The sequence below is a fragment of the Actinomadura verrucosospora genome (genome assembly GCF_039540335.1).
Classification (GTDB): Bacteria; Actinomycetota; Actinomycetes; order Streptosporangiales; family Streptosporangiaceae; genus Spirillospora; species Spirillospora verrucosospora.
On sequence record NZ_BAABEV010000021.1, the window covers coordinates 1 to 14,256 of the forward strand.

General features: G+C 72.5%; 15 protein-coding genes. 7 read left to right on the forward strand and 8 right to left on the reverse strand.

Annotated features, from left to right (window positions below):
- Nucleotides 1-1,117, reverse strand: a 1,117-nt coding sequence (locus ABD944_RS22335) for an ATP-binding protein (RefSeq protein ID WP_345179416.1), incomplete at its 3' end; no start/stop codon positions are given.
- 107 nt (nt 1,118-1,224) lie between these two features.
- Here ABD944_RS22335 and ABD944_RS22340 point away from each other — a divergent pair.
- From ABD944_RS22340 to ABD944_RS22350, 3 genes are read left to right on the forward strand one after another with little or no spacing between them, the layout of a single operon-like run.
- On the forward strand, nt 1,225-1,827 hold the full coding sequence (locus tag ABD944_RS22340; protein ID WP_345179418.1) for a dihydrofolate reductase family protein: 603 nt from the start codon (nt 1,225-1,227) through the stop codon (nt 1,825-1,827).
- Between the two features lie 46 nt (nt 1,828-1,873).
- Nucleotides 1,874-2,479, forward strand: coding sequence for a dihydrofolate reductase family protein (locus ABD944_RS22345; protein ID WP_345179419.1), 606 nt, complete (start codon nt 1,874-1,876; stop codon nt 2,477-2,479).
- Nucleotides 2,476-3,396: an NAD-dependent epimerase/dehydratase family protein gene (locus ABD944_RS22350; RefSeq protein WP_345179421.1), complete on the forward strand. Its 921-nt coding sequence runs from the start codon at nt 2,476-2,478 to the stop codon at nt 3,394-3,396. Before ABD944_RS22345 ends, ABD944_RS22350 begins: the two co-directional genes overlap by 4 nt.
- A gap of 52 nt (nt 3,397-3,448) precedes the next feature.
- On the opposite strand, the gene ABD944_RS22355 is transcribed toward ABD944_RS22350, so the two are convergent.
- A complete protein-coding gene (locus ABD944_RS22355; RefSeq protein ID WP_345179422.1) occupies nt 3,449-4,225 on the reverse strand; it encodes an aldo/keto reductase in 777 nt (258 codons plus the stop codon).
- A 235-nt stretch (nt 4,226-4,460) separates the two neighbouring features.
- Between ABD944_RS22355 and ABD944_RS22360 the strand changes: the two genes are divergently transcribed.
- Genes ABD944_RS22360 through ABD944_RS22370 form a run of 3 tightly spaced genes read left to right on the forward strand, consistent with a single transcriptional unit; the run spans nt 4,461 to nt 7,237 of the window.
- Nucleotides 4,461-5,321 (forward strand): peptidoglycan-binding domain-containing protein, encoded by an 861-nt coding sequence (locus ABD944_RS22360; protein WP_345179424.1) that lies wholly within the window; start codon nt 4,461-4,463, stop codon nt 5,319-5,321.
- A gap of 43 nt (nt 5,322-5,364) precedes the next feature.
- Complete coding sequence (locus ABD944_RS22365; protein ID WP_345179425.1) at nt 5,365-6,255, forward strand: peptidase inhibitor family I36 protein; 891 nt, start codon at nt 5,365-5,367, stop codon at nt 6,253-6,255.
- A gap of 34 nt (nt 6,256-6,289) precedes the next feature.
- A complete protein-coding gene (locus ABD944_RS22370) occupies nt 6,290-7,237 on the forward strand; it encodes a peptidase inhibitor family I36 protein (protein WP_345179426.1) in 948 nt (315 codons plus the stop codon).
- A gap of 47 nt (nt 7,238-7,284) precedes the next feature.
- Here the strand turns inward: ABD944_RS22370 and ABD944_RS22375 are convergent, their stop codons facing one another.
- Nucleotides 7,285-8,292: an NBR1-Ig-like domain-containing protein gene (locus ABD944_RS22375; protein ID WP_345179611.1), complete on the reverse strand. Its 1,008-nt coding sequence runs from the start codon at nt 8,290-8,292 to the stop codon at nt 7,285-7,287.
- A 323-nt stretch (nt 8,293-8,615) separates the two neighbouring features.
- On the opposite strand from ABD944_RS22375, the gene ABD944_RS22380 reads away from it, so the two are divergent.
- On the forward strand, nt 8,616-9,830 hold the full coding sequence (locus ABD944_RS22380) for an ammonium transporter (RefSeq protein ID WP_345179427.1): 1,215 nt from the start codon (nt 8,616-8,618) through the stop codon (nt 9,828-9,830).
- 13 nt (nt 9,831-9,843) lie between these two features.
- Here ABD944_RS22380 and ABD944_RS22385 read toward each other — a convergent pair whose 3' ends face one another.
- Genes ABD944_RS22385 through ureG form a run of 5 tightly spaced genes read right to left on the reverse strand, consistent with a single transcriptional unit; the run spans nt 9,844 to nt 14,244 of the window.
- A complete protein-coding gene (locus ABD944_RS22385) occupies nt 9,844-11,763 on the reverse strand; it encodes an FUSC family protein (protein WP_345179429.1) in 1,920 nt (639 codons plus the stop codon).
- A gap of 18 nt (nt 11,764-11,781) precedes the next feature.
- Entirely contained in the window at nt 11,782-12,138 is a 357-nt protein-coding gene (gene crcB, locus ABD944_RS22390) for a fluoride efflux transporter CrcB (protein ID WP_345179431.1), read from the reverse strand.
- The gene (locus ABD944_RS22395) at nt 12,135-12,650 is read right to left on the reverse strand and encodes a FluC/FEX family fluoride channel (protein ID WP_345179433.1); all 516 of its coding nucleotides are present in this window, start codon (nt 12,648-12,650) and stop codon (nt 12,135-12,137) included. The genes crcB and ABD944_RS22395 overlap by 4 nt, the downstream gene beginning before the upstream one ends.
- A gap of 8 nt (nt 12,651-12,658) precedes the next feature.
- Nucleotides 12,659-13,627, reverse strand: a complete 969-nt coding sequence (locus tag ABD944_RS22400) for an urease accessory protein UreD (RefSeq protein ID WP_345179435.1) — start codon at nt 13,625-13,627, stop codon at nt 12,659-12,661.
- Complete coding sequence (gene ureG / locus ABD944_RS22405; protein ID WP_345179437.1) at nt 13,609-14,244, reverse strand: urease accessory protein UreG; 636 nt, start codon at nt 14,242-14,244, stop codon at nt 13,609-13,611. The genes ABD944_RS22400 and ureG overlap by 19 nt, the downstream gene beginning before the upstream one ends.
- Nucleotides 14,245-14,256 lie beyond the last annotated feature (12 nt).

The following is a 14,256-nucleotide window of genomic DNA, read 5'->3' on the forward strand; positions in this document are numbered from 1 at the left end:
GGGCCGTGCCGCCCGCGGCGGGACCGGCGGGCGGGGCGCGGGCGGCGCGCGGGTCGGCGTACCGGGCGTGCATGCGCCGGCGGCGGGGCGGCGGCAACCCGTCGTAGACCGCCTCGCGGATCAGGTCGCGGCGGATCGCGTACCCGTTCTCCCGCGCCACCACCAGCTCCCGCTCGGTCAGGTCGCCGAGGGCGTGCCCGAGGTCGCGGCCGGGCCCGCCGGCGACCGCGCTCACGAGGTCGTCGTCCAGTTCGGCGCCCGCCACGGCCATGGCCTCCAGCGCCTCGCGGGCCGGGTCCGGCAGGTCGGTGACGCGGGCGAGCAGGAGCGTCCGCAGGTCGCCCGGCGGCGTCTCGCCCGCGGTGCTCAGGGCCTCGACGAACAGCGGGTTCCCGCCGCTGCGCCGGTGGATCCGGACGCTGCGCGCCGGGTCGGGCGGCCGCCCGTCCGCGGCGGCCAGCAGCGCGGCGACGTGCCGGTGCTCCAGCGGGCCGAGGTCGACGCGCGACACCGCGTCGCTGCGGCCGAGCTCGGCCAGCGTCCGCCGGTTCGGATGCCCGGCGGCCAGCTCGCCGGTGCGGACGGTGCCGACCAGCAGCACCGCGACGCCCGCCAGGTTGCGGGCCAGGTAGGCGAACAGCTCGCGGCTCGACGCGTCCGCCCAGTGGAGGTCCTCGACGAGCACGACGACGGGCCGCGTCTCCGCCGCCCGGCCCAGCAGCGTCAGCATCTCCTCCAGCAGCCTGGCCGGGCCGTAGCGCGCGGGCGCCGGGCCGAGGTCCGGGAGCAGGTCGCCGAGGGCGGCCCCGCCCGGCGGGAGCAGCGCCGCCACCCGGTCGCGGCCGAGGCGGCGCACCAGATCGCGCAGGACGGCGACGAACGGCACGTACGGGGTGCCCTCCGAGCCGAGCTCCAGGCATCCCCCGGACAGCACCAGCGGGTCGCCGGGCAGGTCCCCCACCGCCGTCGCGACCAGCCGCGACTTGCCGATCCCCGCCTCACCCGAGACCAGGAGCGTCGCGGGGATCCCGGCCCGGGAACGCTCGTAGGCCGCCCGCAGGACGGCGATCTCGTCGTCCCGTCCGATCAGGACGGGGCTGACGACGGAACCGGTCATCGCCCCCTCCAAGCCCGGACCGGATGTCACCAACTCTGACGACGACAGCCTGCCATCGGTGCCGCCACTGTGAGGGGTATTGCCCACGACCGAAAAGGAACCGTCCGATGACCGGACAGAACGCCCGCCGCACCGTCACCGCCAACATCACGCTGTCCCTGGACGGCCGCGTCAACGGCGCCGGCGGCGAGTACGACATGAGCTGGATCGTCCCGCACGCCATGGCGTCCGCGTCCCGCGACCACATGGTGGCGGTCACCGGCGCGGCCACCACCGCCCTGCTCGGCCGCAAGAACTTCGAGGGGTTCGCCGGGTTCTGGCCCGCCGTCGCCGACGACGAGAGCGCCGACCCCAGGGACCGGGAGTTCTCCCGCTGGCTCAACGCGGTCGAGAAGGTCGTCTTCTCCACCACCCTCAGGGAGGCCGCCTGGGACAACGCGCGCCTCGCCGACACCGACCCCGTGACGGCGGTCAAGCGGCTCCGCGAGGAGGAGGGCGGCGACATCATCGTGCTGGCCAGCGCGAGCGTGATCCGCGGCCTCCTCCAGGCGGGCGAGGTGGACCGGCTGAGCATCACCCTGTGCCCCGAACTCGTCGGCGGCGGCGCCCGGCTGTTCCCCGACGGCCCCTCCGCGTCGTGGACGCTGGCCTCCAGCCGGGTCACCGAGAGCGGCGCGATCTGCCTCCTGTACGACCGGGCCGAGCGCTGAGCGGCCCCGACCGGACGGACCAACCGATGATCAACGAGGGGGACACATGAGCAGGGTCGTCAGCGCCCACGCCGTCTCGGTGGACGGCTACATCAGCGGCCGAACGCCCGACGGGGAGGAGGAGCTCGGACGCGGACTCGGCGACGCGGGAACGCTCTTCGACTGGTACTTCGACGGCGACACCCCGAGCCGGGAGTTCGGCGGGTTCAAGCTGAGCGAGGAGAGCGCGCGCGTCTTCGACACCGCCGCGGCACGCGTGGGAGCGGTGGTGGCGGGGCGCGTCACCTGGGAGCACTCCGGGCGCTGGGGCGGGGGCGGCCCCCACCCGACGGCGCCGCTGTTCGTCCTCAGCCACCGGGCCGTTCCCGGGATCGGCGAGCGGCAGACGCTCGTCACCGGCGGGATCGAGGAGGCGGTCGCGGCGGCACGCGAGGCGGCCGGGGACAAGGACGTCGCCCTCATGGGCGGCGGGGTGCTGACCTCCGCGCTGGAGGCGGGCCTGGTCGACGAGCTGATCCTCCACCAGGTGCCCGTCCTGCTCGGCGGCGGCCACGGCTACTTCCGCGCGTTCCCGAAGCACGTGAACCTGCGGCTGCTGGAGGCCGTCCCGGCGCCCGGCGTGACCCACCTGCACTACGAGGTGATCCGATGATCCTCGTCACCGGCGGGCTGGGCATGATCGGCGCCCACACCGCACGCGCGCTCGCCGACCTCGGGCACGACGTCGTCGTCACCTCGCACCGGCGGAGCGAGGTCCCGTCCTTCCTCGCCGGACGGGTCACGGTGGAACGCCTCGACGTCACCGACCGGGACGCCTTCCTCTCCCTCGGCGACCGCCACGACATCGGCGACATCGTCCACCTCGCCGGCAGCGTCCCCGGCGAGGACCCGGTCGGCTACTTCCGCACGGACATGTCCGGCCTGCTCAACGCGCTGGACGCCGCCCGCTCCTGGGGCGTCCGCAGGTTCGCCGTCGCGAGCAGCCTCGGCGCGTACATCGGCCGCCCGGAGATCCCCTGGCGGGAGGAGCTCGCGCTCCCCACGGCGGACCTGCCGCACCTGATCATCGCCTTCAAGAAGGCCGTGGAGCCGCTGACCACGCACGCCCTCCAGGGCAGCGGCGTGCAGCCGGTCGTCCTCCGGATCGGGACGGTCTGGGGACCGCTCGTCGACCCGGAGTCCCCGTTCTTCCACGTCCCGCCGTACGTCAGCGCGGTGCTCCGCGGTGAGCGGCCGCCGCCGCTGCACGCCGAGGACGGCGGCGACTGCTGCTACGCACCGGACGCGGGGCGGGCGATCGCCCTCCTGATGACCGCGAGGACGCTGGGGCACGACACCTACAACGTCTCCAGCGGGCGGCCGTTCACCAACCGCGAGGTCGCCGACGCCCTGGAGGCGATCACGCCCGGCCTGCGGCTCGACCTGCTGCCCGGCAGGCGGAACGGCCCCGGCGAGGACCCCTACCTCGACATCGGCCGGCTCACCGGCGACACGGGGTTCACGCCGGAGTTCGACGTCGCCAAGGCGGTCGCCGACTACGTCGCCTGGCGCGCCGGCAACCCCCGCTGACCGGGACCTCCCGCCCCTCCCGGCCCGCCCCCGCTCGCGTGGGGCGGGCCGGTCAGGCGTCTCGGGCGAGGGCGTCGACGGCGGCGACGTCCTCGTCCGTGAGAGCGAAGCCTTCGAGGTCGAAGTTGGCGGCGATGTGCTCCCGGCGCGACGACCTCGGAAGGATCACGATGTCGTGCTCCAGATGCCAGCGGAGGACGACCTGGGCGGGCGTGACTCCGTGCCGCCGGGCGATCCCGGTGAGGACGGGGTCGCGCAGGTCGGTGTTCTTCAGACCGCTGTAGCCCTCGACCACGATCCCCCGGCGCCGGTGCTCGTCCAGCAGCGCCGGGTCGTGCTGCGCCGGGCTCCACGAGATCTGGTTGACCGCCGGCCGCCGCCCGGTGGCCTCCGTCAGGCCGTCGATCAGCGCCGGGCTGTAGTTGCTCACCCCGGCATGGCGGACCAGTCCCGCGTCCTGGGCGTCCAGCAGCGCCCGCCAGGTCGGGACGAGCTCGTCCCCGCCGGTCGGCCAGTGGATCAGCCAGAGGTCCACGTAGCCGGTGTCGAGCAGGCGGAGGCTCGTCTCCAGGGTGCGGCGGGCGTCCCGCGCGTCCTGCGGGCGCAGCTTGGTGGTGACGAAGACCTCCTCCCGGTCGACGCCGCTGTCCTTCAGGGCCCGGCCGACGTCCGCCTCGTTGCGGTACAGCGTGGCGGTGTCGACGTGCCGGTAGCCGATCTCCAGCGCCTCCCGCACCGATGCGTACGCCGCCTCGGGCCGCAGCTGCCAGGTCCCGAAACCGATCATCGGCAGCGCGCCGCCGCCGGGCAGAGTCACAGTCCGCGTCATGCATCGCATTCTTCCCCGCGATCAGCGTCCCGCAACGATTTCCGTTTCCTGACGCCCGGTGCCCCGGAGGGGCCTTCCGAGCCGCGCGTCCCGTCTGTCAGATCGTGTCTACGTCTGTACGGAATCTCCTGGCGGACAGGCTGACAACAACGATCTTCTTGTGAACACGTGAGCAGCCGGGCGACCGTGGAATCCGCCGCGGGCTCTGCGCCCAGTCCCCTCCCCAGGAGACCCGATGAAGCTGCCTTCGTACGCCGCCGCCCTCGTGACGGCGACCCTGCTCACCTCGTTCACCGGCCCGGCCGAGACGCCGGCGGCCCGGGCGGCCGGCGGCCAGGCGCCCGGCGTCCGGGCCCTGCCGAGCGTGAACATGGAGGCCACCGTCAAGGCCGCCCAGATCGACCCGCGGCGGGCGGACGACACGCTCACCCCGGGCGCCAAGGCCAGCGTGCTCCTGGTCGAGCAGGCACTGCGCGACCGGAACCTGCTCGACGCCGCGTGGGTGGACGGCTACTTCGGCACCACCACGGTCGCCGCCTACGCGAAGTACCAGAAGTCGCTCGGCTACACCGGTCTCGCCGCCAACGGGCTGCCGGGCAAGACGTCGCTCGCCAAGCTCGGAACCGGACGCTTCACCGTCGCCGACGTCATCGAACCGGGTGCGCGCGTGCCCGCCGACGGGGCCGTCGTCAACACCCGGACGCGGAGCATGCTGGCCGAGGCGGAGCGGCTGCTCGGCCGCGACCTCGTGCTGGACCAGGGCTCCTACAACCCCGGCGGCGACCCCACCTCCGCGGGCACCCACGACGGCGGGGGCGTCGTGGACGTCTCGGTGCAGGGGATGGACTCCGCCACCCGCACCGCGGTCGCCCGCACGCTGCGCCGTGTCGGCTTCGCCGCATGGGTGCGCAGCCCCGCGCAGGGCGACTGGCCGTGGCACATCCACGCCGCCGCCATCAGCGACACCGACCTCTCGAGCCAGGCCCAGCACCAGACCGGCGACTACTACCTCGGCCTGGACGGCCTCTCCGGCCGCGGCCCCGACGACGGCCCGAAGGTGACCATCCGCACCTGGGAGGAGTACCAGCGCACCTGACCCGTCCGTACCCCCTGACAAGAGAACCGAAGGAGAGAACGGCATGAACAAGCTCACCAAGGCCCTCACCGCCACGGCGACCGGCGCGGTCACGCTCGGCGGGATCGCGTCCGTCTACGTCCTGCCCGCCTCGGCGGCGGCCCGCGACGGCAAGTGCGACAGCGGCGAGTTCTGCTACTACTACAACAGCGACAACCAGGGCTCGATCTCGGACTTCACCGGATCCATCGCCGACTACGGCACCACACAGCCCTCCTGCTACGACTTCAAAGGCGACGGCAACGGCAAAGGCCTGTGCGTCAAGAACAACGCCGCCTCCGTCTGGAACAACACCGGCAAGACCGTCCGCGTCTACTACAACAGCAACTACGGCGGCAGCTACCAGGACTTCAGCGCCGGCGCCAAGGGCAACCTGAACGCCACCCTCAAGAACCAGAACGCCTCCCACGAGTTCTCGCCGTCGGCGCGCACGAACATGTCGTACGGGCTGTACGCGGCGAGCGGCGGGAGCATCACCTGCGGCTTCGACGGCTACACCACCACGCCCGGACGGCACGAGGGCATCGACATCGCCCGCGGCATCGGCTCCGACGTCCACGCCCTGGTCGCCGGTAAGATCATCTACATCGCGCGCGGGGCCACCGGCAGCTCGGGGCTCTCCACCATCTCCGTCTACAACGCCTCGCTCGACAAGACGGTGATCTACCTGCACTCCGCTCCGCGGTCCTCGCTGAGCGTGGGGCAGTCGATCAGCCGCGGCCAGGTCATCGCCGACGAGTCGTGGCACGGGGTGTCGTCCAGCTCGGGCGCCCACACCCACGTCGAGATGCGTCTCGGGCAGCAGACGCACGCGGCCAAGAGCGTCAACGACCCGACCCTGGACAACCCGAACCCGACCACGTTCTGGAACTCCCAGGGCTACAACGTCCGATAGAGCGCAGCGGCCTCCACCAGAGGGGAAGACGACTGTGTCGAAACGAAGCGTGCGGCTGATCTCGCGGGTCACCGCGACGACCGCCGCGACGGCGCTCGGCGGGATCGCCCTCGTCCCCGCCTCCCCCGCCTCGGCCGCGGCCCGCGACGGCAAGTGCGACAGCGGCGAGTTCTGCTACTACTACAACAGCGACAACCAGGGCTCGATCTCGGACTTCACCGGATCCATCGCCGACTACGGCACCACACAGCCCTCCTGCTACGACTTCAAAGGCGACGGCAACGGCAAAGGCCTCTGCGTCAAGAACAACGCCGCCTCCGTCTGGAACAACACCGGCAAGACCGTCCGCGTCTACTACAACAGCAACTACGGCGGCAGCTACCAGGACTTCAGCGCCGGCGCCAAGGGCAACCTGAACGCCACCCTCAAGAACCAGAACGCCTCCCACCAGTTCCTGGGCTCGACGCCGCCACCGACCGGCTGCAAGACCGACGGCTCCGACAGCAGGCTCCCATCGACGATCCTGGTGTACCGGGTGTCGCTCGGCCGGGTCGACCGGGTGACGTTCAAGAGCTACGTCAAGGACGTCCTGCCCAACGAGTGGGTGCCGAGCTGGCCCGCGGAGTCCCTGAAGGCCGGCGCGATGGCCGTCAAGAGCTACGGCTGGTACTGGGCGCTGCACTCGACCCGCACGACGTCGGGCGGCCAGTGCTTCGACGTCTACGACACCACGTCGAGCCAGGTCTACAAGCCCGGATCCGCGAAGGCGTCGACGAGCGCCGCGGTGGACGCGACGTGGGACACCCGCATGACCCGCGGCGGGAAGATCCTTGAGGCCCACTACTGCTCCACGACGACGGCGTGCGGCGGCTGGGTCACCGGGGACTGGATGTCGCAGTACGGCTCCCGCGACAAGGCCGAGGCCGGCTGGAGCTACTCCAGGATCCTCAACGCCTACTACACCGGGATCACGCTCTCCTGATCCCCCGACCGTTCGACCGGCCCCCGCCGTGCCCCTCGCGGCGGGGGCTACGGTCCTTCGACGATGACCTGGAAGTTGACCGGACGGCTTCCGGGGAACGCGACCTTTCCCTCACCGTCCACCATCTTGAACCGCACGTAGCATAAGCCCGGCTTCCGCGGCGTGGTGATCTCGGCCCGGACGTCGACCGTGCGGCCCGGCTCCGTGTCGGCGATCGGCACGTCGGAGATGGTCTGGCAGTCGCCGGCCTTCTGCGGGAGGTCGAGGCGGCGCAGCGAGTAGCCGTCCCATGGGACCGTTCCGGTGTTCTTGAGCCGCCAGACCTTGGTGATGTTCTGGCCGGCGCCGACGCGCGTGCAGTCGGGCAGGGTGATGTCCGCGACGAAGCTGGCGGCGTCGCCCTTGTGCCTCGGCGAGGCCGGCGCCGGGTTGGTCGGCTGCACCGGGCAGTCGGCAGGAGTGAGCGCGTTCTTCGCCCGGTTCCCGTACTCCTCCATGCCGTCCTTGCCGGAGTCGTGGTCGACCACGATGAGGACCACGGCCCACGTACCGATGACCGCCGCCGCCAGCGCCACCGCGCCCGGGCTGCTCAACCGGTATCTTCCCCGGCGTTTCGGGGCCGGGTAGAGCGCCCGCACGTCCCCCGCGCCATGCCCGGGCACCGGCGCGGCGGACCGGGGAGCCGAGGTCTCGTCATGCTCGGAGGGCCCCGGCGGCTCCAGGGCGATGTGCAGGGCCTGGGCCTCGGCCGTCTTCGGGACGGAGGCTTCGAGCGCGGCGGACGCGGGCCTCTCGGCGTTCGCCGACCTGACCGCCTGGTTCGCCCTCTCCCAGCGTTCCCGGTACGCGGCCGGATCCCCGCCGCACGCCTTGACGAACTCGACGGTGGTCCCCCAGCTCGGGAGGCGGTTGCCCTTCGTGGCCTCGTGCAACGTCGTGTGCGAGATGGCCCCCGACCTTCCGGACATCTCACGGAAAGGCGGGTTGCCGACCGATTCCCGCAGTTCTCGTAGAACCGCCGCGAAGTCCTCGATCGCCTCCGCCTGTGCACGCATGTGGTCCACCGGGTGAAGCTAACAGCGCCCGGTCCTCCCCTCAAGCACATGTTTTTATCGGTTTTCTACCGTTCCGGTCGCTTCGTCGTGACCTGTGCGCGGCCCCACCGCGTCCACGGCCTGGAACCGCACGCGATGATCATCGGGCGCCGCGACCACACCGCAACCGCCCGCCCCGGCGACGCCCCAGAAAAAGTTCGGCCTGGTAAACGAAGGCAAAGGCCGACCTATCTAAATTTGTCCGGAGGCACTCCTCCGGAGCGTTTCACATGCTCGCCGCTGCCCATACCTCAATGGTGTCGCCTTAAGCCAGGAGTTGATGCATGAGTTTTGGGTTGAATACCGGCGATTCAGCATGGGTGCTCGTCAGCTTCGCCATGGTGCTGCTCATGACGCCGGGACTCGCCCTCTTCTACGGCGGCATGGTCCGGGCGAAGAACCTCGTCAGCGTCCTCTACATGAGCTTCGTCTCGATCGCCGTGGTGACCGTCGTCTGGTTCGCCTACGGGTACGGCCTAGCGTTCGGCGACGACGTGGGAGGGGCCGGCCTCATCGGCTGGGGCAGGTGGCAGTTCCTCAAGACCACCCCGTCGGTCCTGAGGGGCGTCATCCCGGAGTACGTGTTCTCGATGTTCCAGCTGGTCTTCGCGATCATCACGCTCGCACTGATCAGCGGCTCGGTCGCCAACCGCGTCCGGCTCGGGCCCTGGATGGTCTTCGGCGTGGTCTGGGTGACCCTCGTGTATCTGCCGGTCGCCCACTGGGTGTTCTCCAAGGGGGGCTGGATCAACCGGTGGGGCGCGCTGGACTTCGCCGGCGGCCTGGTCGTCGAACTCAACTCCGGCATCGCGGGCCTGGCGCTGGCGCTGGTGCTCGGGCCGGGCCTGCGCTTCCGCAGGGAGGGGCCTCCCGAGCCGAAGAACATCCCGCTGGTGATGGCGGGCATGGGGCTGCTGTGGTTCGGCTGGTTCGGGTTCAACGGCGGATCGGCGCTGACGGACGGCGCCCTCGCGGCCAACGCCGTGGTCAACACCATGATGTGCGGGTGCGTCGCGATGCTGGCCTGGATGCTGCTGGAGCGGGCCCGGTTCGGGCGGTTCTCCAGGCTGGGGGGCACGACCGGCGCGCTCGCCGGCCTGGTGGCCATCACCCCCGCCTGCGGATACGTCAACCTGTTCGGCGCGACGGTGCTCGGCATCGTCGTCGCCGTCGTCTGCACGTACGCCGTCGAGGTCAAGACGTCCGTCGGATACGACGACACCCTGGACGTCGTGGGCATCCACGGCGCCGGCGGCATCGTCGGCGTGGTCCTGCTCGGGTTCTTCGCCACCGGCAAGTACGGCAGCCCCACCGCCGGGCTCGTCTACGGCGGCTCGATCTCCCTGCTCGGGAAGCAGATCGTCGCCATTCTCGCCGTCGGCTGCTACAGCTTCGTGCTGACCTACGTCATCGGCAAGGTCGTGGACGTCCTGCTGGCCTTCCGCCCGAGCGCCCGCGAGGAGGCCGAGGGCCTCGACACGGAGCTGCGGATCGGGTGAACGCGCCCGGCCGTCACAGCGGAAGGGTCCTGTGCAGACGGCGGATCTGGACGGCCGCCTCGCCGAGGACGCCCTCGCCGGACGGGCCGGGCAGGCGCGGTGTCCGCGGCGGCCGTCCGTCGCGCACCGCCGCCGCCATCTCCCGGAGATCCGCCGAGATGGCCCGGGCCGCCCGCCGCGGCGGCGGCTCGGCGCCCCCGCGGACCTTGACGGACGCGGCGGTGACGGTGTCCACGAGCGCGTCGAGGGCGCCCAGGACCGGCCACCAGGCGGCGCCCGCGCGGCCGGCCGGCGGGGGTTCGGACTGCACCTCCCGCAGGTCGGCCCGGACGGCGTCGAGGCTGCGGTGCAGGGCCCTCCGGTCCCGGGCCCGGACGTTCCGGGGGCCGGTGAAGGCCTCGTCGAGGTAGTCGGCGAGCGCCCCGAACCCCGCGGTGAACCGCTCGCCGATCCGGACCCGGCGGCTCCACGGCCAGAGGGCGTATCCGAAGACCATGACGATCAGGCAGCCGAGGAGGGTGTCGGACAGGCGGGCCAGCACGAGCTCGTCGGACGGCTGCGGCGAGGTCATGTCGAACAGGAAGAGCATCAGGGGTGTGACCGCGACCGTCCGCATCGCGTAGGACCGTGCCTTCAGCACCGGGATCAGCCCGCCGAACAGCGCCGCGAGCGGGACCGCGGCCCAGCCGCGCGGGACGGCCACCAGCACCAGCAGGGTGGGGACGGCCGCCGCGACCGTGCCGACCGCGCGCAGCAGGGACCGGACGAAGACCGAGCCGAAGTCGGGTTTCAGGACCACGGCGACCGTCAGCGGAAGCCAGAGGGAATGCACCGTGGGGATCCAGAGGTCGTGGAGCACGCCCGGGAACTCGACGAACGCCGAGGCGATCGCCATGCACAGGGCCAGCCGGAGCCCGTACCGCCAGGCCGCAGCGGAGGTGAGGGCCATCCGGGCGGCCCGGTACGCCCGGGCCGGCAGCGGTCTCGGCAGCCCGAGCCAGTCGGGGTCCTCGGGGTGCGCCTCCGACAGCCGCCGGCGGGCGAACTCGACGGGCCGGGCGAACGCCGGGTCCCCCCGGAACGGCGCGGTCCCCGCGTCCCGGTTCCCGCTCCGGACGGCGTCCGCGATCCGCCGCACCGCCTCGGCCAGTCCCGGCGGCGCGGGCCGCGCGGACCGGATGAGCAGGGTGAGCGCCTCCAGGAGGGGCGTGGCCGCGTTGAGCATGGCGACCAGCCACCGCGTCTCCTCGCCCCAGTGCTCCTTGTCGCGGACGCGATGGCACATCAGCGCGTCCTGGGCGGTGTCCACCGCCATGCTGAGCGCCGTCCGGGCGCCGCCCGGATGGGGGGCGGCGTCGACCAGGTCGGCGGCCCTGCCGTAGACGTCGGCGACGGCCCGGTGTTCGGGGCCGGGGCGGCGTCTCCACGGCCGCCAGCTCAGCACCGCCAGGACGATGTAGAAGGCTCCGCCCGCGAGCTGGAAGAGCGGGGGGAGCCACCACTCCCCGGGCCCGGGCAGGCCGGTACCGATCACGTTCATGAACAGCAGCGCCAGCGAGGCCCCCGACGCGATGGTGCCGATCGAGCTGACCAGCCCGGACAGCAGCGCGACCGCCGTGGTCGCCGTGACCGTCCCCCAGCCGTGCCCGTGGGCGAACTGGCCGACGACCAGGCCGGCCGCGCCCGCCAGTTGCGAGGCGGCGAGGCCGAGCGCCCTCGACCGGTAGGGGCCGGTGTCGGGCCGCATCGTCGCCAGCACCATGCCGGCCGCCGCCAGCAGTCCGGCGCGGGGTTCGTCCAGGGCCAGCGCCACCGCGGTCACCGTGCCGAACGCGACCGCCGCGCGGGCGGCGCCGAGCCAGGGCAGGGGCTCCCTGGACGGCGCGAGGGCCCGGCTCAGCCAGTTCCCGGCAGCGGCCCGCGTGGCGCCCATCGGCAGGGACGGCCCGCGTCAGACCGCTTGGAAGGCGGCGTACAGGAGGCTGAACACGCCGATGCCCAGCCCCAGGGAGAGGAGCACGTTCGCCGCGCCCCTGGCGTACTCCCCGTCCTGGAAGAGATGGACGGTGTCCAGCTCGAAGGTGCTGAACGTCGTCAGCGCACCGCAGAAACCGGTGCCGACCAGGCCGTCGGGTCCCGCGCTCGTCGTCACGCCGTGCAGCGCGCCCAGGATTCCCGTGCCGAGGAGGTTGACCGTCAGCGTCCCCCACGGGAACGCCTTCCCGAACCGGTTCTTGACCGTCGTGTCGAGGACGAAGCGCAGCATGGCGCCGCACGCTCCCCCGATGAGCACCAGCAGAGCGATCATGTCGGCGCGCCGCCCTCCGGTCCTGCGGCGCGGTACGGCAGGAGCCTTCCGCCCCAGAGGCCGGCGGTGACCGCGATCCACCCGCCCACCACGCTGACCACCGCGTAGACGGCGCTCTGGTCCCAGGCGCCGGCGCGGCCGAGGGCGTGCACGCCGTCGATGAGGTGGGAGAACGTGGTGAACCCTCCCAGGTACCCGGTCACCAGCAGCGGCCGGGCGACGGGGTGCGGCCTGCCCTTGAGCAGGTACGTCGTCAGGATCCCGATGAACAGGCAACCGAGCATGTTCACGAGGAGGGTCCCCCAGGGGAACCCGTGCCGCGCCCCGGGCATCGCCTTGATGAGCAGGTCACGGGCCAGCGCCCCGACCGCCCCTCCGATCGCGACGTCGAGGAGCGCGCGCGGCCTGATCCCGGGGTGGCGGGGCGGCCCCTTCCTGCGCCGGTCCAGGACGGTGGCCTCGGCCGCCTCGCGGCGGAGCAGCCGCCCGGCCCGCCTTCGCGGATCCCCCATGGCCGGTGTCACCATCTGCGCCGCTCGGGGGCGGGCACGCCGAGCAGCAGCCGGCGGACGGCATCCCAGACGTGCATGAAGGCGGTCTCGACCTCGGGCGACCGCTCCCCCAGGACGCGCGCCCAGGCGCCCCGGTCTCCCGGCAGGACGCTGGCTCCGGCCCGCAGCCCCGTGCGGGCGAGCGCCTCGTGCATCGTGTCCGCCACGGCCTGCGCGGGTCTCCGACCGGTGACGACGTACAGGGACGCCAGGACCCCGAAGTCGTCCATCACCGCCGGGCCCGTCACCGCCCGCTCCCCTGGCACCAGGTGAAGCGGATCCGCGAACAGCAGCCGTCCCGCGGTGTCGTGCACCTCGACGTCGCTGCAGTACGCCGTGTAGGCGTGCCGTTCCCCGCGGGCGAGCCGGCCGGCCAGCAGCGTCTCGCCCATCAGGACAGTGGAGTCGGGAGGGGCAATGACGGCGATGTGCTGGTAGAAGCGGGCGCCCCCGAAGGGGATCGTCGTGTCCGGCATGTACTCCAGGTAGCCGCCGGGGCCCACCGCGAGCCGGACGAGCTGCGTGGCGTAGTCCTGCTCCATCCGGTAGAGCCGGGTGGCGCCCTGGGTGGTCACGTGCACGGACGCCCCCGCACCGCAGGAGACGTCGACGCGGTAGCGGTCCCCTTGGAGGACACCGCCTCCGGACGACATGAGCATGACGTACGGCAGGTCCGGCGCCCCGGGATCGGGGCGGAGCGGGCGGGTGATGTGCAGCGGCGCCTTCTGGTAGTGGCCGGTCAGCTCCGTCCGGTCGCCGACCAGCTCGAACTCCAGGTCGAGGACGCCGACCTTGCCGGGGCTGCCGGCCGGGAGCATGTCCACGGCGCGGGCGTGCCGCCGCACGGGCTCGGGCACCCAGCGGGGCAGGTACCGCTCGGGCGAGAGGCGGTCGGTCCCCCCTGCGCCGCCCGCCGCCCCTACACCGGCGAGGTACACGCCGCCCCCGCCCGCGCCTCGATGAAGTCGACGACCTCCGCGACGCCGGTGCCGGCGAGGCAGTCGGTCAGCGCGACCGGGCCCTCGCCGCGCACCGCCCGCGCGTCCCGTTCCATGACCGCCAGGTCGGTGCGGACGTACGGGGCGATGTCGATCTTGTTGATGACCAGCAGGTCGGAGTCGGTGGTGCCGGGGCCGCGCTTGCGCGGCATCTTCTCGCCCTCGGCGGTGTCCAGGACGAAGATGTACACGTCGGCCAGCGCCGGGCTGAAGGTGAGCGTGAGGTTGTCGCCGCCGCTCTCGAACAGCAGGAGGTCGAGTTCGGGGAAGCGGTCGAGCATCTCGGCCGCCGCCGCCAGGTTCATGGTCGGGTCGTCGCGGACGGCGGTGTGCGGGCACGCGCCCGTCTCGACCCCCACGATCCGCTCGGGGTCGAGCGTCCCGGCCAGGGTGCGGCGGACGTGCTCGGCGTCCTCCTGGGTGTAGATGTCGTTGGTGATGACGCCGATCTCGTGGCCCAGCGTCCGCAGCCTCGGCACCAGCGCCTCGATCAGCGCCGTCTTGCCGCTTCCGACCGGGCCCCCGATGCCCACCTTGAAGACCTTGTCGAGCTCCATCCCGCCTCCTTC

Excerpts from the sequence above, each read along its gene's own strand:
- ureG (WP_345179437.1), bottom strand. The coding sequence starts at position 14,244 with ATGGAGCTCGACAAGGTCTTCAAGGTGGGCATCGGGGGCCCGGTCGGA.
- crcB (WP_345179431.1), bottom strand. The coding sequence starts at position 12,138 with ATGATCGCTCTGCTGGTGCTCATCGGGGGAGCGTGCGGCGCCATGCTG.
- ABD944_RS22380 (WP_345179427.1), top strand. The coding sequence starts at position 8,616 with ATGAGTTTTGGGTTGAATACCGGCGATTCAGCATGGGTGCTCGTCAGC.
- ABD944_RS22360 (WP_345179424.1), top strand. The coding sequence starts at position 4,461 with ATGAAGCTGCCTTCGTACGCCGCCGCCCTCGTGACGGCGACCCTGCTC.
- ABD944_RS22365 (WP_345179425.1), top strand. The coding sequence starts at position 5,365 with ATGAACAAGCTCACCAAGGCCCTCACCGCCACGGCGACCGGCGCGGTC.
- ABD944_RS22395 (WP_345179433.1), bottom strand. The coding sequence starts at position 12,650 with ATGGGGGATCCGCGAAGGCGGGCCGGGCGGCTGCTCCGCCGCGAGGCG.
- ABD944_RS22350 (WP_345179421.1), top strand. The coding sequence starts at position 2,476 with ATGATCCTCGTCACCGGCGGGCTGGGCATGATCGGCGCCCACACCGCA.
- ABD944_RS22375 (WP_345179611.1), bottom strand. The coding sequence starts at position 8,292 with ATGCGTGCACAGGCGGAGGCGATCGAGGACTTCGCGGCGGTTCTACGA.
- ABD944_RS22355 (WP_345179422.1), bottom strand. The coding sequence starts at position 4,225 with ATGACGCGGACTGTGACTCTGCCCGGCGGCGGCGCGCTGCCGATGATC.
- ABD944_RS22340 (WP_345179418.1), top strand. The coding sequence starts at position 1,225 with ATGACCGGACAGAACGCCCGCCGCACCGTCACCGCCAACATCACGCTG.
- ABD944_RS22345 (WP_345179419.1), top strand. The coding sequence starts at position 1,874 with ATGAGCAGGGTCGTCAGCGCCCACGCCGTCTCGGTGGACGGCTACATC.
- ABD944_RS22385 (WP_345179429.1), bottom strand. The coding sequence starts at position 11,763 with ATGGGCGCCACGCGGGCCGCTGCCGGGAACTGGCTGAGCCGGGCCCTC.